At 64.4% G+C, this 24,253-nt stretch carries 28 protein-coding genes; 11 read left to right on the top strand and 17 right to left on the bottom strand.

Annotated elements, in window-relative coordinates; all coding sequences use genetic code 11:
• The first annotated feature begins 99 nt into the window (after positions 1-99).
• From GTP55_RS05515 to GTP55_RS05490, 6 genes are all read left to right on the top strand, one after another.
• A complete protein-coding gene (locus GTP55_RS05515; protein ID WP_161043963.1) occupies positions 100-567 on the top strand; it encodes a universal stress protein in 468 nt (155 codons plus the stop codon).
• Positions 568-657: 90 nt separating this feature from the next.
• A complete protein-coding gene (locus GTP55_RS05510; RefSeq protein WP_110844552.1) occupies positions 658-1,302 on the top strand; it encodes a response regulator in 645 nt (214 codons plus the stop codon).
• A 203-nt stretch (positions 1,303-1,505) separates the two neighbouring features.
• On the top strand, positions 1,506-2,300 hold the full coding sequence (locus GTP55_RS05505) for a Crp/Fnr family transcriptional regulator (RefSeq protein ID WP_161044243.1): 795 nt from the start codon (positions 1,506-1,508) through the stop codon (positions 2,298-2,300).
• Between the two features lie 185 nt (positions 2,301-2,485).
• The gene (hemP, locus tag GTP55_RS05500) at positions 2,486-2,686 is read left to right on the top strand and encodes a hemin uptake protein HemP (RefSeq protein ID WP_202423574.1); all 201 of its coding nucleotides are present in this window, start codon (positions 2,486-2,488) and stop codon (positions 2,684-2,686) included.
• A 110-nt stretch (positions 2,687-2,796) separates the two neighbouring features.
• Complete coding sequence (locus tag GTP55_RS05495; protein WP_161043962.1) at positions 2,797-3,129, top strand: hypothetical protein; 333 nt, start codon at positions 2,797-2,799, stop codon at positions 3,127-3,129.
• A 15-nt stretch (positions 3,130-3,144) separates the two neighbouring features.
• Positions 3,145-4,449 (top strand): DUF2325 domain-containing protein, encoded by a 1,305-nt coding sequence (locus tag GTP55_RS05490; protein ID WP_161043961.1) that lies wholly within the window; start codon positions 3,145-3,147, stop codon positions 4,447-4,449.
• Between the two features lie 10 nt (positions 4,450-4,459).
• Here GTP55_RS05490 and GTP55_RS05485 read toward each other — a convergent pair whose 3' ends face one another.
• From GTP55_RS05485 to GTP55_RS05465, 5 genes are read right to left on the bottom strand one after another with little or no spacing between them, the layout of a single operon-like run.
• Positions 4,460-5,824: a sulfite reductase subunit alpha gene (locus GTP55_RS05485; RefSeq protein WP_161043960.1), complete on the bottom strand. Its 1,365-nt coding sequence runs from the start codon at positions 5,822-5,824 to the stop codon at positions 4,460-4,462.
• The gene (locus GTP55_RS05480; protein WP_161043959.1) at positions 5,824-6,849 is read right to left on the bottom strand and encodes an FAD:protein FMN transferase; all 1,026 of its coding nucleotides are present in this window, start codon (positions 6,847-6,849) and stop codon (positions 5,824-5,826) included. The genes GTP55_RS05485 and GTP55_RS05480 overlap by 1 nt, the downstream gene beginning before the upstream one ends.
• Before the next feature lie 7 nt (positions 6,850-6,856).
• Positions 6,857-7,684: a DUF4198 domain-containing protein gene (locus GTP55_RS05475; RefSeq protein ID WP_308494721.1), complete on the bottom strand. Its 828-nt coding sequence runs from the start codon at positions 7,682-7,684 to the stop codon at positions 6,857-6,859.
• 23 nt (positions 7,685-7,707) lie between these two features.
• A complete protein-coding gene (locus GTP55_RS05470; protein WP_161043957.1) occupies positions 7,708-8,217 on the bottom strand; it encodes a DUF2271 domain-containing protein in 510 nt (169 codons plus the stop codon).
• Between the two features lie 17 nt (positions 8,218-8,234).
• Positions 8,235-8,882, bottom strand: a complete 648-nt coding sequence (locus GTP55_RS05465) for a PepSY-associated TM helix domain-containing protein (protein ID WP_161043956.1) — start codon at positions 8,880-8,882, stop codon at positions 8,235-8,237.
• 151 nt (positions 8,883-9,033) lie between these two features.
• Between GTP55_RS05465 and GTP55_RS05460 the strand changes: the two genes are divergently transcribed.
• On the top strand, positions 9,034-9,531 hold the full coding sequence (locus GTP55_RS05460; RefSeq protein WP_161043955.1) for a pyridoxamine 5'-phosphate oxidase family protein: 498 nt from the start codon (positions 9,034-9,036) through the stop codon (positions 9,529-9,531).
• Positions 9,532-9,600: 69 nt separating this feature from the next.
• On the opposite strand, the gene GTP55_RS05455 is transcribed toward GTP55_RS05460, so the two are convergent.
• The 6 genes from GTP55_RS05455 to GTP55_RS05430 form a co-directional block, all read right to left on the bottom strand.
• On the bottom strand, positions 9,601-9,921 hold the full coding sequence (locus tag GTP55_RS05455; RefSeq protein WP_161043954.1) for a KGG domain-containing protein: 321 nt from the start codon (positions 9,919-9,921) through the stop codon (positions 9,601-9,603).
• 113 nt (positions 9,922-10,034) lie between these two features.
• A complete protein-coding gene (gene pdeM / locus GTP55_RS05450) occupies positions 10,035-10,676 on the bottom strand; it encodes a ligase-associated DNA damage response endonuclease PdeM (protein WP_161043953.1) in 642 nt (213 codons plus the stop codon).
• Positions 10,673-13,171, bottom strand: a complete 2,499-nt coding sequence (locus tag GTP55_RS05445; protein ID WP_161043952.1) for a ligase-associated DNA damage response DEXH box helicase — start codon at positions 13,169-13,171, stop codon at positions 10,673-10,675. The genes pdeM and GTP55_RS05445 overlap by 4 nt, the downstream gene beginning before the upstream one ends.
• Entirely contained in the window at positions 13,168-14,787 is a 1,620-nt protein-coding gene (locus GTP55_RS05440) for an ATP-dependent DNA ligase (protein ID WP_161044241.1), read from the bottom strand. The genes GTP55_RS05445 and GTP55_RS05440 overlap by 4 nt, the downstream gene beginning before the upstream one ends.
• Positions 14,780-15,895, bottom strand: a complete 1,116-nt coding sequence (locus tag GTP55_RS05435; RefSeq protein ID WP_161043951.1) for a ligase-associated DNA damage response exonuclease — start codon at positions 15,893-15,895, stop codon at positions 14,780-14,782. Before GTP55_RS05435 ends, GTP55_RS05440 begins: the two co-directional genes overlap by 8 nt.
• A gap of 76 nt (positions 15,896-15,971) precedes the next feature.
• Positions 15,972-16,157, bottom strand: a complete 186-nt coding sequence (locus tag GTP55_RS05430) for a hypothetical protein (protein WP_161043950.1) — start codon at positions 16,155-16,157, stop codon at positions 15,972-15,974.
• A gap of 182 nt (positions 16,158-16,339) precedes the next feature.
• Here GTP55_RS05430 and msrC point away from each other — a divergent pair, with 182 nt between their 5' ends.
• Entirely contained in the window at positions 16,340-16,846 is a 507-nt protein-coding gene (gene msrC / locus GTP55_RS05425; protein ID WP_110844563.1) for a free L-methionine (R)-S-oxide reductase MsrC, read from the top strand.
• On the opposite strand, the gene GTP55_RS05420 is transcribed toward msrC, so the two are convergent.
• The 6 genes from GTP55_RS05420 to GTP55_RS05395 form a co-directional block, all read right to left on the bottom strand.
• Positions 16,843-18,066, bottom strand: a complete 1,224-nt coding sequence (locus tag GTP55_RS05420; RefSeq protein ID WP_161043949.1) for an RNA polymerase sigma factor — start codon at positions 18,064-18,066, stop codon at positions 16,843-16,845. The genes msrC and GTP55_RS05420 overlap by 4 nt on opposite strands.
• A gap of 31 nt (positions 18,067-18,097) precedes the next feature.
• Complete coding sequence (locus GTP55_RS05415; RefSeq protein ID WP_161043948.1) at positions 18,098-18,910, bottom strand: YciI family protein; 813 nt, start codon at positions 18,908-18,910, stop codon at positions 18,098-18,100.
• Positions 18,911-18,946: 36 nt separating this feature from the next.
• The gene (locus tag GTP55_RS05410; protein ID WP_161043947.1) at positions 18,947-19,360 is read right to left on the bottom strand and encodes a YciI family protein; all 414 of its coding nucleotides are present in this window, start codon (positions 19,358-19,360) and stop codon (positions 18,947-18,949) included.
• 10 nt (positions 19,361-19,370) lie between these two features.
• Positions 19,371-19,811, bottom strand: coding sequence for a VOC family protein (locus GTP55_RS05405; RefSeq protein WP_161043946.1), 441 nt, complete (start codon positions 19,809-19,811; stop codon positions 19,371-19,373).
• Positions 19,812-19,887: 76 nt separating this feature from the next.
• On the bottom strand, positions 19,888-21,315 hold the full coding sequence (locus GTP55_RS05400) for a heavy metal sensor histidine kinase (RefSeq protein WP_161043945.1): 1,428 nt from the start codon (positions 21,313-21,315) through the stop codon (positions 19,888-19,890).
• The gene (locus GTP55_RS05395) at positions 21,312-21,983 is read right to left on the bottom strand and encodes a heavy metal response regulator transcription factor (RefSeq protein ID WP_161043944.1); all 672 of its coding nucleotides are present in this window, start codon (positions 21,981-21,983) and stop codon (positions 21,312-21,314) included. Before GTP55_RS05395 ends, GTP55_RS05400 begins: the two co-directional genes overlap by 4 nt.
• Positions 21,984-22,110: 127 nt before the next feature.
• Between GTP55_RS05395 and GTP55_RS05390 the strand changes: the two genes are divergently transcribed.
• Genes GTP55_RS05390 through GTP55_RS05380 form a run of 3 tightly spaced genes read left to right on the top strand, consistent with a single transcriptional unit; the run spans position 22,111 to position 24,201 of the window.
• A complete protein-coding gene (locus GTP55_RS05390) occupies positions 22,111-22,437 on the top strand; it encodes a CzcE family metal-binding protein (RefSeq protein WP_161043943.1) in 327 nt (108 codons plus the stop codon).
• 4 nt (positions 22,438-22,441) lie between these two features.
• Positions 22,442-22,858, top strand: coding sequence for a DUF305 domain-containing protein (locus tag GTP55_RS05385; protein ID WP_371868290.1), 417 nt, complete (start codon positions 22,442-22,444; stop codon positions 22,856-22,858).
• Positions 22,855-24,201 (top strand): YncE family protein, encoded by a 1,347-nt coding sequence (locus tag GTP55_RS05380; protein WP_161043942.1) that lies wholly within the window; start codon positions 22,855-22,857, stop codon positions 24,199-24,201. Before GTP55_RS05385 ends, GTP55_RS05380 begins: the two co-directional genes overlap by 4 nt.
• Positions 24,202-24,253: the final 52 nt, after the last annotated feature.

The raw sequence follows: 24,253 nt of genomic DNA, 5'->3' as shown, positions 1-24,253 counted from the left end.
GCGATTTTATTTGATAAACATCAAGTCTTTCCATACTGTCAATAATGTAAATCGGCGCTACAATCATCTTGTGAGTTGATGCATAAAAGGAGGTTTGTCATGTACCGCAAAATCCTGATCACCACCGACGGCTCGGCCGTGTCCAGCAAGACCGCCTGCGCCGGCGTGCAGTTTGCCGAGCAGCTCGGCGCCGAAGTGCTGGCGCTGTTTGTGGCCCCCGAATACCACTACCCGATCTACGTCGAAATCATCCCGCCCAGCTATCCCAGCGAAGCCGAATACCGCGCCGCCATGGAGCGCGCCGGCGCCGACCACACGCGCGACGTGGCCGAATCCTGCGCCAAACGGGGCGTGCCCTGCGCCACGCTGACCGCCTTCCACGAGAGCGCGGCGCTGAAAATCGTCGACGTAGCGCAACACCACGGCTGCGACCTGATCTTCATGGGATCGCACGGCCGCAGCGGCTGGGGGCAGCTCTTGCTTGGAAGCGTTACCAACAAGGTGTTGCAACATTCCACGATTCCGGTGCTGGTGCACCGCCTGATCAAGGAACCCGGTAGCAAATAAGCAGCCGGCGCCCACAGTCTGTAGTAATATGATCAACTTGATTCAAGAGTAACAACACTTACTATTAATCATTTTTTAGCTACATTCCCCATGATCCGTATAGTGATTGCCGACGACCACACCATCATGCGCGAGGGGCTCAAGCGCATCCTTGATGGCGCGCCGGATATCGACATCGTGGGCGAGGCCATCGACGGCTTCGAGGTGCTCGGCCATGTCCGCCAGGGCGGCTTCGACCTGCTGCTGCTGGACTTGTCGATGCCGGGCCGCAGCGGCGTCGACCTGATCCGCCAGGTCAAGGCCGAGGCGCCCAAGCTGGCCATCCTGATCCTCACCATGCACGAGGAAGAGCAGTACGCGGTGCGCGCCATCCGCGCCGGCGCCCAGGGCTACCTGACCAAGGAAAGCGCCGGCACCCAGCTGGTAGGGGCGATCCGCAAGGTGGCCTCCGGGCGCCCGTACATCAGCACCGAAGTGGCCGAACAGCTGGCGCTCAACATCATGATGCCGCACGAATCGCTATTGCATAAACAACTGTCCGACCGCGAATTCGAGGTGTTCTCGCTGCTGGTGGCGGGCCGCTCGATCACCGAGATCGCCAACAGCCTGCATCTGAGCGTGAAGACCGTCAGCACCCACAAGACCCGCATCATGCAAAAAATGGGCATGAGTTCATTGGCGGAAATGGTGCAGTACGCCGTCGCGCATCGCCTGTTGTCGCCCTTCAAAACCTGACAGCCCAGCTCATCCGTAGGACGACTCCTACAAACTTTAGCCCGACTCCTACCCGTAGATTCAGCCATTGCTGATATCTATCCGACCTTCGTGTTGGCATACTGAAACCATACCGTTCAGATACCTGTCTACAGGAGACCACCATGCTGTCCACGCAAACGTCCGAAATTCGCCCGGCCACGACGGCGCTGCAATCGTCGTCGATGGAAGCCGGCCGCCAGCGGCAGGGGCGGCTCTGGTCGAACCTCAAAGAAGTCTGCGACCTGCTGCACATTCCGGCCGCCAGCTCGATGGCCAACGAGGAATTGCTGTTCCAGCACGTGCAGTTCAAAACCGGCCAGCGCATCCACACCATCGGCCAGCCGTTCGACACGCTGTACATCGTCAATTCCGGCTTCCTCAAAACCGTGCTGATCGACGAATACGGCAACGAGCAGGTACTCAGCTTCCCGATGAAGGGCGACATGCTGGGTGTCGACGGCATCCACACCCGCCACTACTCGTCGGAGGCGGTGGCGCTGTCGGATTGCGACCTGATCCTGCTGCCGTTCAAGAAGCTGACCGCGCTCGGCCGCATCCACCTGGAGCTGGAAAACATGATGTACGGCGTCATGAGCCGCGAGCTGGTGCGCGAACAGGCCATGATCGGCATGCTGGGCGCGCTCAGCGCCGAGGCGCGGGTGGCGCGCTTCCTGGTGGCGCTGGCGGACCGCTTCGCTCAGATGGGGTATTCCAGCAAGCTGTTCAACCTACGCATGACGCGCCACGAAATCGGCAGCTACCTGGGCCTGACGCTGGAAACCGTCAGCCGCACCCTGTCCGCCTTCAACGAGATCGGCCTGATCAGCGTCGACCAGCGCACCATCGGCATTAAAGATCCCGAAGCCCTGAAAACCTTGCGCCGCCTGCCGCCCTCGCGCACGCGCAGCAAGCCCGCCACCGGCAAGGTCAAAGGTGGCGAAACCGTACCGTCCGGCCAGTTGCTGGCGGCCTTGTAGCACCGCAGTGAAACGTTAGTGATTCAAGTACTACCTCCCGCATTACCCAGCCTTGGGCCCGGTTGTTGACCGGGCCCTTTTTTATCGTCTTGGTAACGAAAAGACTGCAAAAACGCTTGCATTCCGCCGCGTCTTCCTCAATAATGAATGCAAATACGAATCATTCTTATTAAGGAGAAGCGAAGATGATCACGACTACCCCTGCGATGGCCCCTGTTGTAGCGGCCCACCCTGTCGCCGTTGCTGCCGCCCAGGCGGTCAAGCCGGTCAAACGTGTCAGCAGCGCCGGCCTGATGGACGGCGGCCGCGAACTGGAAATCGAACACGGCGGCCGCATCTACCGCCTGCGCATCACCCAGTTGAACAAGCTGATCCTCACTGCCTGATTGGTGCCGTACCGAGTAACTGTGCGTTAAAGGGCGCCGCCGCGCCCCATCTCCCCCTTGAGTAGCCAGCCGCCGCCAGCCACCCTCTGTTTCCACACCTGGAGCGTCTGATGGCCATCGAACATAGCAACCCGATTTTCCTCGCCGCCTCGCATGGCGGCCACAATCCCGAACTGATGCTGTCGGCCGTGCTGCATCTGATGTCGCACTACACCGCCGGCAGCGACGATGCCGGTGGCTGCGTCAAGCTGGCCTCGGTGATCGAGCGGCATCTCAAAGCGCTGGCCAGCCTGCCGGAGCTGGCGCCGGTGCTGAGCGCGACCTGCGCCCAGTTGTCGGAACAGTGGGCAAGCGAGGTGGAGCGCAACATGCACGAACAGGAAAAGACCAACTTCCTGAGCCGCATCATGGCCCGCGCGCGCACCGCGCCGTCGGTCGCCTGAGCGGAGCCGTTGACCATGTGCGAGAAACACGATCCCCTGGCGGCCATCATCGCCGCCGCCATGCCGCAGGTGGCCGGGCCGGTAGCCCAGCCGGGTCCGCGTGCGGCCGAGCAGAACGCCCGGCAAGTCATCAAGCCGGCCATCAACAACGTCTTTAGCGTGCTGGGCAAGGAACCGGAAGCGCAGGCTTCGCGCCGGCGCCGGCTGTGGGAACTGGGCCATGCCTGCCACTGCCCGCTGGTCGGGGTCGGCTTCCCGCTGGGCGTGCTACGCAAGCTGGTCGATAAGGTCACCAGCGGTAAAGTAGTGGCCGACGATTACGAAGTGCACGTCGGCGCCGTGACCGAATGCGCCAGCCGCAACCGCCTGTCGGAAGCGCTGCAAAAAGAACTGGAACGTCGCTACGCTGCCGTGCTGCTGCGTTTCCGCCACGCCAAGACCACCGGACAGGTGGCCGAACTGTGGCGCGCCGCCGTCAACAACGGCGACGTCGCCGGCGCCTTCTGGGCCGGCCTGACGCATCCGCGCTGCAATTCCGAACTGGAAGAACAGATGTGCCGCGACCTGCACATGGTGCAGCACCAGGCGGGCGCGTGCGTGCGCGCCGACATCAGCAAATTCAACGCTACGCTGGAAGAAAACAAGCGCCTGACGCACGAGCTGGCCAAAGCCCAGCAACGCGCTGCCGCGCTGATGGCCGAGAAAACCAGCGACGCCGACAAGCATGCCGCGCAGCTGATGCAATTGCGCGCGCAGGTGGTGGGTAAGGACAGCATGATCGACTCGATCAAAGCAGAGCTGGACCAATTGCGCGAATCGATTCCCGGCCTGGAGTCGCGCGCCAAGCTGGCCGAACGTCTGGGCCAGATGGAAGAACGCGAACGCGCCATGCGCCACCAGATCGCCGAGCTGAAACTGGACCTGGCGCGCGCCAACGACGCGTCCGTGGCGCCGGCGCCGGTACAGGAAGCGGCGCGCCAGGTGGTCGAGCACGTCATAAAAATGCCGCTGAGCCTGCGTGAACGCGCGGTGCTGTGTGTCGGCGGGCGCAACGGCAACGTCGCCAGCTACCGCGAGCTGATCGAACGCGAAGGCGCGCAATTCAGCCACCACGACGGCGGTCTGGAAGACAACGCCAACCGCCTGGAAGCGAGCCTGGCGGCGGCCGACCTGGTCATCTGCCAGACCGGCTGCATCAGCCACAGCGCGTACTGGCGGGTGAAAGACTACTGCAAGCGCAACGGCAAGCGCTGCGTGTTCATCGACAACCCCTCCATCTCCAGCCTGGCCCGCGGCCTGGAACAAGCCAGCGCCGATTAATCCCGGAGTTTTAGTAAACGTCGCGGCGGTAGCGGCCGGCGGCGGCTAGTGCGTCCAGGCCGTCGCGGCCTAGCGCGGCTGCCAGTGCGGCGTCGACGCCGGCGGCCATGCCGTCAAGACTGCCGCAGATGTAGATGGCGGCGCCTTCGGCGATCCAGTTACGCACCAATTCCGCCTGCTCGGCCAGGCGGTCCTGCACGTAGCGCCGTTCGGCCTGGTCGCGCGAAAACACCAAGTCCAGTTTTTCCAGCATGCCGTCGCGCTGCCAGCCGTCCAGTTCGGCGCGGTAGTGGTAGTCGTAGGCGGCATTGCGTTCGCCAAACAGCAACCAGTTGCGGCCCTGCCCGGCCAGCGCGCGCGCTTTCAGGTGGCCGCGCAGGCCGGCGATACCGCTGCCGTTGCCGATCAGGACCAGCGGCCGCTCGGCATTGCCTTCCAGGCGGAAGCGCCGATGCGGGCGCAGACGCAATTGCACCGTCTCGCCCAGCGACGCCTGCTGCGTCAGCCAGCCGGAGGCCACGCCGTGGCTGCCATCCTCGTGCGTATGCAGACGCACCAGCAAATGGACGCGGCCATCGGCCGGAATCGAGGCAATCGAATATTCCCGCGCGCGCGCCGGATCGGCCGGCGCCGCGACCTGCACCAGGTCGCCCGACTGCCAGTCCGGCAGCGCGCCGCTCAGCGGCTCCAGTTCCAGGTGATACACCGGCGCACCGGCGCTGCCGGCATTTAGCTGCACCCGCTCGCTCAGACGCCATGCGTCAAACGCCGGCGCACTCCAGTCCGGCGCGTCGCTGGTGCCGGCCAGATGGCTCAGTTGCTGTCGCCATTGCCCGATCGCCTGTTCCGAACTGCGGTTCACTTCCACCCGCGGGAACAGCGTTTGCGCGCCCTGCGCCTGCAGCCAGTGATCCAGCGCACGGCCGAAGCCGCAGAACTGGGTATAGGCGCTGTCACCCAGCGCCAGCACCGCGTAATGCAGTTGCGGCAACGGCAGAGAAGTGGTCATCAGACGGCCTGCAAAGCCGGCCGCCGCATCCGGCGCGTCGCCCTCGCCATAGGTGCTGACCAGGAACAGGATGCGCTCGGCATCCTGCAAATCCTGCGCGTCCAGTTCGGACAATTCGCACAGCCGGGCCGGAATGCCGGCCAGCTTCAGCGTCGCGGCAGTTTGCTGCGCCAGCTCATCGGCATTGCCGGTCTGGCTGGCGTAGGTGACGATCCAGCCGGGCGAGGCCGCCGCCTCCGCCCTGGCGCGCGCAGCGGCCAGGCGCTTGCGGCGCGTGCGCAGGTACGGCGCCAGGCACACCAGCGCGTAGCCCACGCTCATGCCTGCCACCATCATCAGCCGGGAAGGGTCGTTGGTCCAGATCATTATTCGTCTAACATGCTGCGTAAATGGGAGCTCAGGTATTCGGCGAAACCGCCATCCGGCTGGCGCACGACAAAACGCGCGGCCAGCCCGTGCAGTTCGGCCAGATGCAGGCCGTCCCGCCAGCCCAGCACGGTCAGCGCGGTGGACCAGGCGTCGGCCGCCATGCACTGCGCGTGCACCACCGTGACCGAGGCCAGGTCGTTGGCGATCGGCATGCCGCTGCGCGGATCGACGGTGTGGGAGTAGCGCTTGCCGTCCAGCTCGAAATAACGGCGGTAGTCGCCCGAGGTGGCGACCGCCAGCCCATGCAAGGCCAGCACCAGCTCGTCCGGCGCGGCGGCGCCCGGTGCAATGTCGGTCACCTGCTCCAGCATCACCCACCATGGCTGGCCGTCCGGCTTGACGCCGGCGCCGCGCAACTCGCCGCCCACCTCGACCAGGTGGTGCGCGAAGCCCTGCGTTTTCAGGTAATAAGACAGCCGGTCGACGCTGTAGCCCTTGGCCACGGCCGACAAATCGAGCTGCACGCCGCCCGGCTGCCAGGCCTGGCGGCCATCGCGCTGCAAGCGCACCGGCCGCGCCGCCAACTGGCTGCGGGCGATGGTGATTTCATCATTGGAAGGCGGCACAAAATCCGGCTGGTCGTAGCGCCCCCAAGGACCGAAGCCCCACAGGTTGACCAGCGTGCCGGCGGTCGGATCGTAGGCGCCGCCGGAAGCGCGCGCCACGTCCATCGCGAACGACAATACATCAAAAAATGCCGGCGGCAACACGTGCCAGCTGTCGGCGGGCGCGCGGTTGAAACGGCCCAGGTCGGATTCGGTTTCCCAGTGGCTCATTTCCGCCACGATGGAATCGAGCTGCTGTTGCAGCCCATCCTGCAAATGCGTGCCGACGGCGTCCGCTGCGGCCACCAGCCGCACCGACCAACTGGTGCCCATGCTGCGGCCAGCGTAGTCGCGGATCACGCCGCCTGCTGGCGCCGGGTCGTCGGAAACATCGTGTGGCAGAAGAACCCGGCGCATGCCCGCCTTATTCCGGCAAGATCTCGACCACGGCCGAGTAGCTGACGCGGCGCGGCGCCATCTGCGGCGGCTGGCCTTCGACACGTTTGATTTCCGGCCAGCTGCTGCTGATCATGTACTGGCCGGCGGCCGGCAGCGTCAACGTCAGTTCGCCCTTGTCGTTGGTGGTCTGGCGGATTTCGCCCAGCGTGCCGCGGAACTTGACGCCGCCCTGGAACAGGCTCACCCCCTGGTTGGCGGCCGGTTTGCCGTCCACCAGGAAGCGCCAGGTCACTTTGTCGCCCGCGTGCAGCTCGGTTGGATTGGTGGCCGGCACCATTTCCAGGCCCTTGCCGGTCGGCTTGAACACATTCATGTCCGGCTTGCCGGTGGAGACAAAAGTTTCCAGGCGGGTTTCCTGACGCGAGATTTTCACCTCGGTGGCGTCGGCCGGCACTTCTTTCGCCAGCGTTTCCTCGGTGGCGCGGAAGCGCTTCATATTGCCTTCCTTGTCCTTGTAGCTGCCCATCACGGCGGCGTTGACCAGCGCGACTTTGTAGGTGCCCGGCTTCGGCAGGTTCAGGTCAAAGGTGCTGCGCAGCTTGCCGTTGTTGACGTTCTGCGGCTGCAAGGCGCTGCCGTCCGGCGCGGTAATGCTCAGGCCATCCAGCTTCAGCGTGAAGTCGATGGTAAACAGGTTCTCGGCCACGGCGGCGTCAAACGTCACCCAGGCCGAACCGTCCCGCGCCGGCTCCACTTCCGTGGTCGACGGCAGGATGTACGGCTTGTGCGCCTGCGCATTCAGCGAGACGACGGACAGGCCGGCCAGCGCCAGTGCGATCAACGACTTATTCATTTTCGACATATCCCCGTCCGTTCTTATGGTTTGACTTGCACAACGACCGCACCGAGTTCTTCCTTGCCCTGGCCGTTGACGTTCTGTGCCGACTTCGGCGGCCATTGCAGCGGTACCTTGACCACTTCACGGCCACCGGCTTCGCGCGCCGCTTCCACCATCACGGTGTACTGGCCGGCCGGCAGCTTGTCCAGCGCGCCTTTCGGGGCATTCAGCGTGAACTCGCCCGGCGCCTTGGTCGCGCCCGACACGCCATCCAGCGGCATCGTCACTTCACGGCCGGTCTTGCGCCACCACGTGCGCATGTCCTTGAGCCACTTGGTGCCGGCGTTGTCCTTTTTCTTGGTGTCGTACAGCACGGCCAGGTTGGCCACCACTTGCTGGTCGGCGTTTTCCAGCCACGCAGCGATGTAAGGACGATGGTATTCCGCCACGTTCAGCTGCGGCACGTCGAGTTTGAGGGCCAGATCGGCGGCCATGGCCGAAGCACTGGCGAGTGGCAGACCAAGCGCGATGGAGTAGCGTAATTTCATGGAAGTCCTGTGTGGGATTAATGGATAAACAGCAGTGCAATTACGATGGGAATCAACACGCCCAGGCCCACCATCGGCCAGGTGAACGGCCGATTCGCCGCATGGAACTTCAAAATCAATAAACCGGTGATGCAGAACACCAGGCACAGCACGGCGAAGATGTCGATGAACCAGTTCCACGCCGGGCCGGTGTTGCGGCCCTTGTGAACATCGTTCAGCCACGAGATCCAGCCGCAGTCGGTGTTTTCGAATTCGGTCGCGCCGTCTTCAAGGCCGATGCGCACCCAGGCGTCGCCGCCGGCTTTCGGCATCGCCAGATAGACTTCGTCGGTGGCCCACTCCGCGTTGCGGCCGCCCGGCTGCACTTTAAAGGTGTCCTTCAGCCATTGCTCAACCGGCGCCGGCAGCGGCTCCTTGGCGCCGTCGTGCTGCTCGGCGTAGCTGCGCAACTGGGTCGTCAGCGGCGCCGGCAACTGCGCCTGCTGGCGGGTGATGACCGGTTTGGCTTCGATCTGCGACGCGTGGTTCAGCGTAATGCCGGTGACCGAAAACAGGAACATGCACAGCAGGCACATGGCCGAACTGATCCAATGCCACTGGTGCAACTGCTTCAGCCAGACGGCGCGGCTGGCATTGCGGGCGGAACTGGCGCCTTGTACGCTCACGGGAATTCCCTCGACGAAAAACATAAATGATAATGATTATCATTTGATGGGTCAAGCCGATTGTGTATCTGCTATGTAAAGTTGCGCACATTGTGCGGGCGGGAAGCGGGTTAAGGTGGACGCAACGACACCTTTATCATGGAGGCGCATCATGCCGCTCTATTCGCAAGAACAAATCAACACCATCGCCGCCAAGATCAAGCATGTGAAGTTTGGTATGTTCACCACGGTCGATGGCGATAACGTGCTGAGCAGCCGTCCGCTGACCACGCAGCAGATCGATAACGAAGGCAATATGTGGTTCTTCACCTCGGATGAGGCGGCGTTTACGCACGATCTGGCGCGGCATCCTGAGGTGAACGTGAGTTTTTCCAATCCGGACGAGCAACTGTATCTGTCGGTGACCGGACAGGCGTATTTGCTGAAGGACCGGGCCAAGGCGCGGGAATTGTGGAGTCCGCTAGTGCGGGCATGGTTCCCCGGCGGCCTGGATGACCCGCATCTGGCCATGATACGGGTACGCATCCAGACCGCCGAGTACTGGGATGCCAGCGCCAGCAAGATGAAGCAGTTGGTGCAGCTAGCCAAGGCGGCCGTCACCGGCCGCGCGGCGGTGGATATGGGCAAGCATCACACGATCTGCTTATAACCCCCATACAAAGGGGTCTGACCCCATGGGGTCAGACCCCGGCATAGCGGTGTGCGGGGTGCCAGCATGCTATTTCGACCGGCTGCCGCCGCGCCCGCCCTTGCCGTTATTCTGCTCCACATCCTCGCCTTCGTCTTCCTCCTCACCGGACTTGGCGCTGCCCTTGTTGCCCGGGTTGGAGCTCTGCTTGCTGCGTCCCGGATCATTCTTGTGACTCATCGCGCCGGCTTTGCGCGCCTCTTCCGACGTGAATTCATGCGCCGTGCCCTTTTCATGCGCGGCGCGGCCGCCTTCCGCAGCGATTTCGCGCTGCTGTTCCGGGTCCATGGAAGCGAACCCGCGTTTGCTGGTGTTGTCGCTCTGCTTGTTGCCTTTGTCGTTGGTTGCCATGATCATCTCCTGAGATAAAACTCCTGCGTGCAGCACAGGAGCAGTCATCCTAGTTCACGGCCATTCCGAGCGATGTAGGACGCCGACAATTGCCGATGTAGGAGCGGTCCGCATCAAGGAATCGACAACACCGCCTCGCCGCTGCTGACATACAGCCGCTCGTCCGGCTGCGCGACGACCGGATGACCGCCGGTGAACGCGCCAAACGACGGCAGCACCATGCGCTGCGGCCCCACCAGGAAGCACGGCAGCAACAGCGACTCCCAGCCCGAGCGCAGCCGGTACACCGGATGCACGTGCCCCGCCAGCACATACGATGGCACCAGCACATCCGGGTGATGGCAAAACGCGAACGGTCCGATCACGTGCGGCTCGTCCACCATCTCAATCGCCAGCGCGGGCGGCGGATCGCCCGCATGCGCGTCGTGGTTGCCGCGCACCACCGTCAAGCGCAGGCCGGGATGACATTCGCGCCACGCCTGCATGGCCGCCAGCGTGGCCGGCGCATGGGCCGCCCGCGCGTGCAGGAAGTCGCCGAGGAACATGACATGCCGCACCTCCAGTTGCGCCAGCAGCGCGTCCAGTCCCAGCAGATTGGCACGGGTGGTGCCGGCCGGCACCGGCACGCCCAGCGCGCGGAACGAGGCGGCCTTGCCGAAGTGGATGTCGGCGATGATCAGCATGCCCTCGCGCGGCCAGTAGGCGGCCTTTTGCGGCAACAGCAGCAGTTGTTCATTGGCCAAAGTCAGCATCATGGTCCGGCAGCCTTTTCGAGTTCGCGCACCAGACGGGCTACGCGGTCCGACAGTTTTTCAGTCGATAGTTTTTCACGGAAGCGCTCGACCATCAAGGCGAACCCGAATGGTGTGGCGCGTTTGATTGCATGGAACTGCACCCGGCGCGCCTGCAATTCCAGCAGCGTGGCGCGCAGGCGGCCAAGTTCCAGCTCCTGCTCCAGCACTTCGCGCTGGGCCTGTGTCAGCAACAGGTTGTTGGCGTCATGCTGGCGGAAGACCGCAAAGAACAAGGACGACGACGCCTGCAACTGGCGCGCGCTCTTGCCCTGCCCCGGATAGCCCTGGAACACCAGGCCGGCGATGCGGGCGATTTCGCGAAAGCGGCGCTGCGACATTTCGGTGGCGTTGAGGCTGGCCAGCACGTCTTCCAGCAGATGCTCGGTGGTGAACAGGTCGACATCGGCGCCGTGGGCGGCGTCCAGCAGCGGTGCCCACTCCAGTTCCTGTGCCGACAGCAGCTCGAAGCCGTAGTCGTTGACGGCAATCGAAAACGTCACCGGCGACATGCGGCCGACGCGGTACGCCAGCAGCGACGCCAGCCCGACGTGTACCGAGCGCCCGGCAAACGGAAACATGAACAGATGACGGCCCTCGCGGCTGTTCATGGTTTCGATGACGGTGGCGTCCGGCGTCGGCAACGACGACCAGCGCTGCTGAATCTCCAGCAAGGGCTTGAGCGCCTGCATTTCCGGCCCTTCGTAGCGGTCCAGCGTGGCCAGCCGCAATTGCTCCAGCGCCGCATGCGCCAGCTCGGACGACATCGGCATGCGGCCGCCCTGCCAGCGCGGCACAGCGCCCTTGGCGCCGGTGGCGCGGCGTACGTAGGCGGTCATCTCGTGCAGCCGGACGAATTCCAGGATGCGGCCGGCGAACAGGAAATGGTCGCCCTTGCGCAAGCGCGCGATGAACGATTCCTCCACGCTGCCCAGCCGGCCGCCGCTGACGTATTTCACCTGCAACGACGAGTCGGAAACGATGGTGCCGATGCCCATGCGATGGCGACGGCCTATCGCCGCGTCGGGCACGCGGTAGACGCCCTGCTCGTCCGGCAGCACGCGCCGGTATTCCGGGTACGCGATCAGCGTCTGGCCGCCGCGCGCGACGAAGTCCAGCGCCCACTGCCACTCCTCGTCGCTCAGGTGGCGGAACGACCAGGCAGTACGCACTTCAGCCAACAGTTCGTCTGGGAGGAAGCCGCCGCCCAGCGCGATCGTCACCAGATGCTGCACCAGCACGTCCAGCGGCTTGTCCGGCACCGGCCGCGCTTCGATGTCGCGCGCGGCGACGGCGTGGATGGCGCCGGCCGCTTCCAGCAGTTCCATGCTTTGCGTCGGCACCAGCGTCAGGCGCGAGATGCGGCCCGGCGCGTGGCCGCTGCGGCCGGCGCGCTGCAACAGCCGGGCGATGCCCTTGGCGCTGCCGATCTGCAGCACGCGCTCGACCGGCAAAAAATCGACGCCGAGGTCGAGGCTGGAAGTGCACACCACGGCTTTCAGCTGCCCCTGTTTGAGCCCCTGCTCCACCCACTCGCGCACTTCCTTGTCGAGCGAGCCATGATGTAGTGCGATCAGGCCGGCCCAGTCGGGACGCGCGTCCAGCATGTGCTGGTACCACAGCTCGGCCTGCGAACGGGTGTTGGTGAACACCAGCGTGGTGGACGCCTGTTCGATTTCGCGTATCACCGGCTGCAACATCTGCACGCCCAGATGGCCGCCCCACGGGAAGCGCGACGGATTTTCCGGGATCAGCGTGTCCACCAGCAGCTCTTTGCTGACATGGCCTTCGATGATCACCCCCTCCGGCATCAGCACGTCGCGCGCCCGTTCCAGGTTGCCCAGCGTGGCCGACAAGCCCCACACCAGCAGCGACGGATTCCACTGCCGCAAGCGCGCCAGCGCCAGCTGGGTTTGCACGCCGCGCTTGTTGCCCATCAACTCATGCCATTCATCGATGATAATCATTTGCAGCGACTTGAAGCGGTCGGCGGCGTCCGGATGGCTGAGCAGCAGCGTCAGGCTTTCCGGCGTGGTGATCAGGGCGTCGGGCAAGCGCTTGTTCTGGCGCGCGCGCTGCGCCGAGCTGGTATCGCCGGTGCGGGCTTCCACTTGCCAGTCCGGCGCCGCTTCCTGCAGGGCGCGCAAGGTGTCGGCGGCGAGAGCGCGCATCGGCGTGATCCACAGCACGCGCAGGCCGGTCTTTGGCGTGCTGCGCGCAGTGTCGCTGACGTCAGCAGGCATGCGGCGCGTGCGAGAACGCAGGGCGTTGGCGCGGCCAAGCAAGCGCTCACCATAGCCGGCGCGCTGCAAGGCGGCGAACCACACGGCATAGGTCTTGCCGGAACCGGTGGTGGCGTGCAGCAGGCCGGAGTGGCCTTGCGCGGCGGCGTCCCACACGGCGCGCTGAAACGGAAATACCGTCCAGCCGCGCGCGGCGAACCAGGCTTCCGCCTTCATGACGCCACAAGCAGGCTTCTCAGCGACTCCAGCGTGTCGGCTTCGTCCACTGTTTTATCTTCGCGCCGCCGCAGGATGCGCGGGAAGCGCACCGCAATGCCGGACTTGTGGCGCGGCGAACTGGCGATGCCTTCAAAGCCGATTTCAAACACCATGCTCGGCGTCACGCTGCGCACCGGGCCGAATTTCTCGATGGTGGTCTTGCGGATCGCCTGGTCCACCTGCGCAATCTCCACATCCGTCAGGCCGGAATACGCCTTGGCGAACGGCACCAGGTTGCGCTCCTGATCCCAGACGGCAAAGGTATAGTCGGTGTACAGCGAGGCGCGGCGGCCATGCCCCGCCTGCGCGTATATCAGCACCGCATCCACGCTGTAGGGATCGATTTTCCACTTCCACCAGGTGCCGACGCTCTTGGTGCGGCCGACGCCATAGCGCGCATCGACCGCCTTGAGCATCATGCCTTCCACGCCGCGTTCGCGCGATTCGGTGCGAATGGCGGCCAGATGCTTCCAGCTGTCCGCCACGATCAGCGGCGCCAGGCGCAGTTGCGGCGTGCCTTGCAGGCTGCCGATAAACTGTTCCAGCAACATGCGGCGCTCCGCCTGCGGCAGATCGCGCAGGTCGCGGCCGTCCAGTTCCAGCAGGTCGTAGGCCACCATCACTGCGGGCAGTTCGCCCAGCAGGCGCGCCGAGACCTGTTTGCGGCCCATGCGTTTTTGCAGGTCGGCAAACGGCGCTGGCGCCGTGCCGCCGTGCCAGATCAGGATTTCGCCGTCCAGCACCACGCCGTCCGGAATGCGCAGCGCCGCCAGCTCGGGGAAGCGCTCGGTGATCAGGTCTTCGCCGCGCGACCAGAGCCAGTTCTTGCCTTCGCGCCGCACCAGCTGCGCACGCATGCCGTCGTATTTCCATTCGACCTGCCAGCTGCTCAGTTCGCCCAAAGTGGACGGTTCGCGTTCCAGCTGGTGCGCCAGGAAGAACGGGTACGGCTGGCCGCCCCGCTGCGCCAGTTCTTCCGGCGCGTGGGCTGCGGTCAATTGTTTGAAGCCGGCGGCGGTCGGGCTGACGCTGCCGTCGGTCCAGCCCATCAGGCGTTGCGCGATCAGTTTGCTGTCGAGGCCGGCAATGGCGCTCAGCGCGCGCGTGACCAGCAGCCGTGAGACGCCGACGCGGAAGCCCCCGCCGATCAGCTTGGTCAGCAGGAAGCGTTCGCGGGTGTCAAGTTGATCCCAGTAGGTGAACAGTGCGGCGCGCACGGTTTCCGGCGGTGCGCCGCGCAACGGAGCGATGCCGAGTTCGATCCAGTCGGCCAGGCCGATTTCGCTCGGATGGGTGGGCGGCGGCAGCACCAGCGCAATGGTTTCAGCCAGGTCGCCGACCGAGTGGTAACACTCGTCGAACAGCCACTCGTCGAGGCCGGCGAATTCCATCGCGTACTGGCGCAACAGCTTGGTCGGCACTGCCTGGCGCGGCTTGCCGCCAGCGAGGAAGTAGACGGCCCAGGCGGCGTCTTGCGGCGCAGCGGCGGTGAAATAGGTTTGCAGCGCCGCCAGCTTGCGGTTGGTGGAGGTGGTCTCGTCCAGTTCGGCGTACAGGCGGGCGAAGTCACGCATGCTCGGCTCCTTCGGCGGCCGGGAACGCAGGGAGGCCGGGACCGGCCGCAGCAGCCGGGTCGCCAGCGCGGTCGGCGCCATCGGCCGGCGCTGCGGCGCTGTCAGCGGTCGCAGCATCGTCGGCCTCGTCGTCGCCGTATTCGGTATCGAAGCCGCTGGCCTGCAAGCCTTGCGCCTGTAGCCAGCGCACCAGCACCGCAATCGAGCCATGGGTCACGATCACGCGCTGCGCGCCGGTGGCGCTGATCGCCTCCAGCAACCCCGGCCAGTCGGCATGATCGGACATGACAAAGCCGCGGTCAACGCCCCGCCGGCGCCGCGCGCCGCGCAGCTGCATCCAGCCGCTGGCAAACGCATCGCTGTAATCGCCAAAGCGCTTGATCCACGGCGATCCCGCAGCCGACGGCGGCGCCAGCACAATCGACCTGCTGATTTCGCTCTTGGGCACGTCGGCCACCATCACGGTGGACGGCAACCACACCCCCTCGTCGCGATACACCTGGTTCAGGGTCTGCACCGCGCCGTGGCAGATGATCGGGCCATTGGACGCGTCCAGCCCGCTCAACAGGCGCTGCGCCTTGCCGAAGCTATAGCCCAGCAGCACGCTGGCCCGGCCCTGCGCCGCGTTGCCGGCCCACCAGTCATTGACGTCATCAAAGATTTGCTGTTCCGGCTGCCAGCGGTAAATCGGCAGGCCAAAGGTGGATTCGGTGATGAAGGTGTCGCAGCGCACCGGCTCGAACGGCGTGCAGGTGCGGTCCGCCTCGACCTTGTAGTCGCCCGAGGCCACCCACACCTCGCCGCGATACTCCATGCGCACCTGCGCCGATCCCAGCACATGGCCGGCCGGATGCAGCGACACCGTTACGCCGTTGTGCACCACCTGCTCGCCATACGCCAGCCCGGTGATATTGATCGGCCCCAGCCGCGACTTCATTACGTTCACGCCCGGCGCCGCCGTCAGATAGTGCTGATGGCCGCCGCGTGCATGGTCGCCGTGCGCGTGCGTGATGACAGCCCGCTCCACCGGCCGCCACGGGTCGATGTAAAACTGGCCGGGCACGCAATACAGCCCTTCTTTGCGTACGATCACCATATCTGCGGACATAAACGGCTTTCATTTTCTGAAGATAGCCGATTGTCACGCCCGGCAGCGCTCCCGTCTGTGAGAGAACGCACCGAGGCTAGCGGGTATCGATCACTTCCGCCATGAAGGTCACGTTATCGTCCTCTTCATAGACGATATGCACGCGCTCCTCGCCGACCATCAGCAAGGCGTCGATATCGATGGTGGGGCGTGGTGGTGGCGGCTCAACTTGTTTTGGCTTGTTGTGACGCGGCGGCTCAGCGTTCTTTTTTCTGGTGGACATAATTTCCCCGCTTGGTGAGTAAAGCGCTGCCCACCAGAGTATCCTGCACAGGACCGTTCCGCTATCAGATACTGCCTACAAAAAGGGTAGGAAGTCTTCGTAATTTGGCCGGATGGGCTACCATAGAGGCCTTGGCGCGCCTGCGCGCTTATCTGCCAAACAACACTACTGAACCGCACATCATGACCTTTACCCTCAGCGACAACGCTTACGGCACCGACAGCGCCGACGCCAAAAATGCCATGTACAACGATCTGCGCCCGCAGCTGCAAGGCCTGCTGCACGGCGAGACCGATTTGATCGCCAACACCGCCAATTTCAGCTCGCTGGTGTTCAACACCATGCCGGGCCTGAACTGGGCCGGCTTCTACTTCCTCAAGGGCGATGAACTGGTGCTCGGCCCGTTCCAGGGCAAGCCGGCCTGCATCCGCATCAAGAAAGGCCGCGGCGTCTGCGGCACCACCGTGGTGGAAGGCAAAGCCATCGTCGTGCCGGACGTGCATGCCTTCCCGGGCCACATCGCCTGCGACGTCAATTCGCGTTCGGAGCTGGTGGTGCCGGTGCGCGGCCCGGACGGCGCGATCGTCGGCGTGTTCGACCTCGATAGCCCGTTGCCGAACCGCTTCGACCAGACCGATGCTGACGGCATCGAAGCACTGGTCAAGCTGCTGGAAGCCACGCTGGCTTAATGCGCCTGGGCGCGCGCCAGCAGCAGCTGGCGTTCGCGCTCGTTCTGTGTCAGCGATGCGGCGCGGCCGAATTCCAGGCGCGCTTCGTCGTGGCGTCCCAGCCTGGCCAGCAAGTCGCCGCGCACGCTGGGCAGCAAATGGTAGTGCTTCAACGCCGGCGCTGCCAGCAAACCATCCACCACCTCCAGTCCCGCCTGCGGACCGTACGCCATCGACAGCGCCACGGCGCGATTCAGTTCGACGATCGGTGACGGCGACAGCTGCGCCAGCGCGTCATACAGCGCGGCGATGCGCGGCCAGTCGGTATCCTGCGCCTGCCGGGCGCGCGCGTGACAAGCGGCGATGGCCGCTTGCAGGCCATACGGCCCGAGGCCATGGCCGTTCTGCTCGGCGCGTGCCAGCGCCGCCAGCCCGCGCCGGATCAGCAACTGGTCCCAGCGCGCGCGATCCTGCTCCAGCAACAGGATCGGTTCCCCTGCCGGTCCCACGCGGGCGCGGGCGCGCGACGACTGGATTTCCATCAGCGCCACCAGCCCATGCACTTCCGGCTCGTCCGGCTGCAAGCCGGCCAGCACGCGTCCCAGCCGCAGCGCCTCTTCGCACAGCGCGGGCCGCATCCAGTCGGCGCCGGCGCTGGCGGAATAGCCTTCGTTATAAATCAGGTAGATCACTTGCAGCACCGACGCCAACCGCTCCCGCAACTCATGCGCGCGCGGCGCCTCGAACGGCACCTTGGCCTCGGCCAGCGTGCGCTTGGCGCGCACGATGCGCTGCGCCACGGTCTTCTCCGGCACCAGGAAGGCGCGGGCGATTTCCTCGGTGCTCAAGCCGCCCAGCATGCGCAAGGTCAGCGCCACGCGGCCATCGGTCGGCAGCACCGGATGGCAGGCCACAAACACCAGCCGCAGCACATCGTCGCCGATGTCGTTTTCCAGCGCATCGGCTACCGCGTGCTCCAGATCGGGGGCGGCGTCCTGCAGCTGCAGGTCGATTTCGTAGCTCAGTTGCGGTTCTTTTTCCTGATGCAGCTGGCGGCGGCGCAGCGCATCCAAAGCGCGGTTCCTGGCGACGGTAGCCAGCCAGGCGGCCGGCTGTTCCGGTACGCCGCTGTCCGGCCAGCGCTCCAGCGCCAGCACCAGCGCGTCCTGCGCCAGTTCCTCGGCCTGGCCGACATCGCGCAGCATGCGCGCCAGCACGGCGATGATTTTGGCGGACTCCATCCGCCACACTGCTTCAACGATTTTGTGGACGTCAGCCGCCACGGGCCGCTTTACTGAAGGCGTTGCGCAGCCCCGCTTCCAGCAGTTCGGCGCGCAGCCGTTCTTCGGCTTTGACCATTTCCGGCGTGAACTCCTGACGGTCGATGCGCTCGCAGGCCTCGCGGATTTCCAGCGTCAGGTCGCCCGGTTGCGGATACGGATACGTCTTGGCCCAGGCAATCGCGTCCTCGCGTGAGGCGGCCTGGATCATCCAGTAGCCGGCGATCAGCTCCTTCACTTCGGTGAACGGCCCGTCCACCACCGAGGTGCGCGAATTGGCATAGTGGACACGGGCAGCGGTGTCGGTGCCCTTCAGTCCCTCGCCGGCCAGCAGCACGCCTTGCTGCACGCCGCTTTCATTAAACGCATTCATCATGTCGATGACTTCCGGCGGCGGTTCGGCATTGGCTTCCGCGTCCTGGTCCGAACGCAGGAAAATCACGTAACGCTTCAGCGCGTCATTGCGCTTTGGGATGGTGCCGGCCGCCGTGCCGCGTTCATCGAAGCCGACGCAGTTGCCGGGGCAGCCGGCGTCGCGGATTTCATACACTGCGCCGCTGTCGAACAGGGGCCACCAGCGCACCTGCTCGACGATGTCCTCGCGCGACGCCGCCTCCAGCAGCACGAAACCGGCGATCAGCTCCTTCGGCGGAAACGGGCCGTTGAGCTCGACCCATTCGCCGCCCCGGCGCTGCAAGCGCACCGCCTCCACGCTGGGGCGCAGGAAAATGCCCGGCTCCAGCGCCGGCGGCTGTATCCCTCGTTCCGTGCTTTGATTGGCGCGGCGCAGTACCATGAATTCCATTACATCGAGCTCCAGATTGACTTAGGCATAAAGGTATCACAGGCGCGCCCGTAAAGCCTCCTCCCGGGCCACCACTTCCGGCGTGGCGGCCTCGCCAAAGTCGCTCATTTCATACACTTGACGGATTTCGATGTCCGACGGCACGTCGAATGGATTCGGGCAGCGCTTCATCCACTCAATCGCCTCTTCCTTCGATTTCACCTGGATCAGCCAGAAACCGGCGACCAGCTCCCTGGTTTCGGAGAATGGGCCGTCGGTCACGGTGCGGCTGGCGCCATCGAAATGGATGCGCGCGCCCCTGGCGCTCGGATGCAGGCCCTCGCCCGCCAGCAGCACGCCGGCGTTGACCAGTTCTTCGTTGAACTTGCCCATGGCGGTCATCAGCTCGGTGCTGGGCAGCTTGCCAGCTTCGGAGTCGGCAGTGGCTTTTACCAGAATCATGAATCGCATGCGGCGCTCCTTATTGGCATTCGGTCTGCTGTTTCATCGCTGCCATCATTTCTTCAGGCGTCATGTCCTTGATGTGGGTGGCGATGGACCAGTGATGGCCGAACGGATCGGTCACTTGGCCATAGCGGTCTCCCCAGAACATGTCGGCCGGCGCCATGCGCACCGAGGCGCCGGCGTCCACCGCCTGCTGGAACGAGGCGTCCACGTCCGGCACAACCATATGCAGCGTGACCGGGCTGCCTTTCAGCGCCTTCGGCCCGAGGCCGCCGTATTCGGGAAAGTCATCGGCCAGCATGATGGTGGAGTCGCCGATGGTGAGGGCGGCATGCATGATGCGGCCGTTATCGCCGGGCATGCGCATCTGCTCGACGGCGTTGAAAGCTTTTTTATAGAACTCGATAGCGTCGGCGGCGCCTTCGCATACCAGATGTGGAATCACGGTGGTGGTCATGATGGTCTCCTTGGGTTGACGAGTAGCTCACTCTACCCCTACGACGCACCAGCACCACATGAATCGACACGATTTTTTAACTATTTTTGGCTTTTTTGAACAACAGGAAAAACGTGGTGCTGGCGCCCGGCTGACTATCCACGGAAATCTTTCCGCCATGTAAATTCATGATGGCGCGGACGATCGACAGGCCCAGTCCGGCCGAATGGGCTTGATCCGAACGCGCCTGGTCGGCCCGGTAGTAGCGGTCGAAGATATGCGGTAAATGCTCGGGCGCGATGCCGGGACCGGTATTGCTGACCGCCAGTTGTACGCCCTCTTCCACTGCGCGCGCCGACAGATGCACTTCGCCACCGGCCGGCGTGTAGCGGATCGCGTTCGACACCAGGTTGTTGACGGCACGCTGCAACAGCACCGGGTCGATGTCGGCGCGCAGCGGCTCGGCCTCCACGGTCAGGCGCACGCCGCCGTCATCCGCCAGGATCTCGAAATACTCGTGAATGCGCTGCAATTCCACCTGCAAGTCCAGCGACTCGCGCCGCAGCGCCAGTTGGGCATTGTCGACCCGCGCCAGGAACAGCGTGTTTTCGATCATGCGCGCCAGTCGCTCGTATTCCTCCGAGTTGGACGCCAGCAGCGCCTGGTATTCCTCCGGCGTGCGCGAACGCGACAGCGCCACCTGGGTTTCCACCATCAGCGTGTTGACCGGCGTGCGCATATCGTGCGCCAGGTCGGCGGCAAAGCCGGACAGGCGCTGCACGCCGTCCTCCAGCCGGTCCAGCATGGCATTGAAGGCTTCGCCCATCTGCCGCAACTCCACCGGCGCATCTTCCACCGACAAGCGCGTATTCAGACGGCTGGCGTTGATATCGCCAGCCTTGGCGATCACCGACCGGAACTGCCGCATGCTGTAGCGCACCACCGCATAACCGAGCGCGGTGGCCAGCAGGGCGCCGCCGCACAGCGCCACCAGCAGATCGGCGACATAGGCACGCAGCAGCTGCAAGCGGTCCGACCGTTCCCGCGCCAGCGTGATCTGCACCGGCTCCCCGGCGTCGCCGGCCGCCGGGTTGACGCCCACCAGCCCGGTGGCGCGCACCATGCGGCCGCGGCCCACGGCCGGTTGCCAGTCGTGCACGTCGTCCATGGTCGGCGCGCGCTGCGCCGGCACGCTGTCCACTGCCGGCAGCGGCCGCGAGGTGACGGAGGTCTGCACCAGCGGCTTGCCGTCGGCGCCATTCACCCTCAGCATGAAGTCGTTGTGGCCGTACAGCGTGTCGGTCAGCGGCCGGGCGTTCTGCACCATGGCCGACACCGACGGTAACTCGGCCAGCACGCGGCGGATCTGGCTGACCTTGGCAATCAGCTCGACATCATCGCGATAGGCCATCTGCCGCTGCAAGGTGTGATACAGGTAGGCGCCGACGGCCAGGAAAGTCGCCACCGCCACCGCCGACAGCAGCAAGGCCACGCGCAACGTCAGCGACAACGGTCGGCGCTTCACGAACGCGCTTCCAGCAGATAGCCCATGCCGCGCACCGTCTGTACCAGCTTGAGCGGATACGGGTCGTCCAGCTTGACGCGCAGGCGGCGGATCGCCACGTCCACCACATTGGTGTCGGAATCGAAATTCATGTCCCATACCATGGAGGCGATCTGCGTGCGCGACAGCACCTCGCCCTGGCGCTTGGCCAGCAGGTGCAGCAGGGCGAATTCCTTGGCGGTGAGCTCGATGCGCTGGCCGCCGCGCGACACGCGCCGCCGCAGCACATCGATTTCCAGATCGGCCACGCGGATCACTTCCGCTTCGCGCACCGGGCCGCGCCGCATCAGTGTCTTGACCCGCGCCAGAAACTCGGCAAACGCAAACGGCTTGACCAGGTAATCATCGGCGCCCAGCTCCAGTCCCTTGACGCGATCGGCCACATCGTCGCGGGCGGTCAGGAACAGCACCGGTGTTTCCTTGCGCTCACGCAGCTTGGCCAGCACTTGCCAGCCATCCATCTGCGGCAGCATCACGTCCAGCACGATCAGGTCGTAATCGATCTCCAGCGCCAGCGCCAGGCCGTCGACGCCGTTGCGCGCCAGGTCGGCCACGTAGCCCGATTCCTGCAGGCCCTTGACCAGATAGTCGCCCGCTTTGGGCTCGTCTTCAACAATAAGTATTTTCATGATGGCTGAATTGTCGGCTGTTTGCGCCGCCGTGGGGATTACAAATCTGTCATTTGAGCGTCATCTTCCTGTCAGTGCCCATTGCCTAGACTGGCTACATCTTCACTCCACACCGAAAGGAAACATCATGTTTAACGCCCTGCGCACCACCATCATCGCCGCCGCCTTCCTCACCGGCGCCGCCCACGCTGCGGTCAATCCGCATCCGCAATTCGGCATGGCCACCAGCAACGACAACGCCGACAATCAGGTAACCATCAACGCCAACACCAAATCGGTCAACGTCAACAACGGCGACACCGTGGCCTTCAACGTCAACGGCAAGACCTTCACCTGGCATTTTGACACGCTGCACGCCGAAGAAGCCTTCAGCCTGTCCAAAATCGCGCCAGCTGGCGTGGATACCGGCAACGTAACGGTCTACGTCGGCAGCAACCCGCTGTACCGAGGCTAAGCTGGTGCGCGCCGCCCTCATCGCCGGCCTGGCCGCCCTGTCGCTCGCAGCGGCAGCGGCCAGCGCGCAGGAGCACCATCATCATGGCGAGGCCGCCTCGATGCCCCCGGCGTCGGCAGCGGCTCCCGTCTTCGTCGCCAGCAGCGCCAAGCCGTTCAGCGCGCTGATGGACGACGCCATGGCCGTCATGGAGGCTGGCATGCGCCAGGCGCCGATGAACGGCAATCCCAACCACGACTTCGTCACCATGATGATGCCCCATCACCAGGGCGCTGTCGACATGGCAAAAGCAGTGCTGCTATCCACACAAGATCCCGAGATCCGCAACCTGGCGCTCGGCATCATCGCCGAGCAGCAAGTCGAAATCCAGGTCATGCAGGCCTGGCTACAACACCACCCCACCAAGGAGACCACCAAATGAAGCAACTCGCATTCGCCGCCGCCATCGGCATGGCCTTCAGCGTTCACGCCGAAGCCGCCATCTCGCCGCTGGACCGGGTCTATACCGCCGACCAGAATACCAATACCGTCTCGGTCTTCAGCCCGGCGACCAACACCCTGCTCGGCCAGATCAAGCTGGGCAACCAGCGGCCGGACGTGCTGTCGCCGCTGTACAAAGGCGAGATCAATGTGCACGGCCTGGGCTTTTCGCCGGACCACAAGACGCTGATTGCGATTTCCAACGGCTCCAATTCGGTCACCTTTATCGATACCGCCACCAACAAGGTCAAGGGCAAAACCTACGTCGGCCGTTCGCCGCATGAAGGCTTCTTCAGCGCCGATGGCAAGGAAGTGTGGGTGGTGGTGCGCGGCGAAGACTATATTTCGGTGATCGACCCGGTGACCTTCAGGGAAACCCACCGCATCCAGACCGAACTGGGACCGGGCATGGTGCAGTTCCATCCGGATGGCAAGCTGGCGTTTGCCGTCTCCAGCTTTACGCCAACCGTCGACATCATCGACGTGGCGACGCACACCATCATCAAGCGCATCAGCGTGGTCAGCCCGTTCTCGCCGTTCCTGCAATTCACCCCGGACTACAGCGAAATCTGGATGACCCACAAGGATGTCGGCAAGGTCACGCGCATCAGCACCAAAACGCTGGAAGTGACCGGCGTGATCGACACCGGCTTCATCACCAACCATCTGGCGTTTGCCAAGGTCGGCGGCGAAGTGCGCGCTTATGTGACGATCGGCGGCGAAAACGTGGTCAAGGTGTACAGCACCGGCCCGCAAGCCAAGCTGCTGGCCACCATTCCGACCGGCGCGCTGCCGCATGGCGCCTGGACCTCGGACGACAACAGCCGCGTCTACATCGGCCTGGAAAACGGCGATGGCGTCCAGGTGATCGACACCGCCACCAATAAAGTGATTGCCAGCATGGGCGGCGGACAAGCGCCGCAGGCGCTGGTGTATCTGTCAAACGTGGCGCCATCGGCTACCGACGCGGCCAACCTGGTGCCGCGCGTGAATCAGGATTCGGTGAATATCCAGCTGAAGCCGGTCGCAGGTGAAGCCAAGGGATTTGTGGTGGTGCGCAGCCTGGGCGTGGTGGAGTCGATCGAGGCCTTCCTGTACAAGCTCAAGCCGGATACGCAATATGACGTCTATGCCGGCACCGGCGCGGCGCCAGTCGGCAGCTTCCGCACCAACGCCATGGGCATGGCGAATGGCACCATGATCGGTCCCGGCCACGCCGATGGCGCCATCACCGTCAAGCAGGCCGGCGGCGCCACGGTGCTGACCTCCCTATGTCATAAGTAAGAGGATTGTTGAGCCGCCCTCAAATCTCTTTTTACCGTGCGGTGCTTGCCGC

The organism is Duganella margarita, assembly GCF_009857535.1.
GTDB classification, from domain to species: domain Bacteria; phylum Pseudomonadota; class Gammaproteobacteria; order Burkholderiales; family Burkholderiaceae_D; genus Rugamonas; species Rugamonas margarita.
The sequence above is the reverse complement of the archived record's forward strand: the minus strand, read 5'-3'. Positions and strand labels throughout refer to the sequence as shown.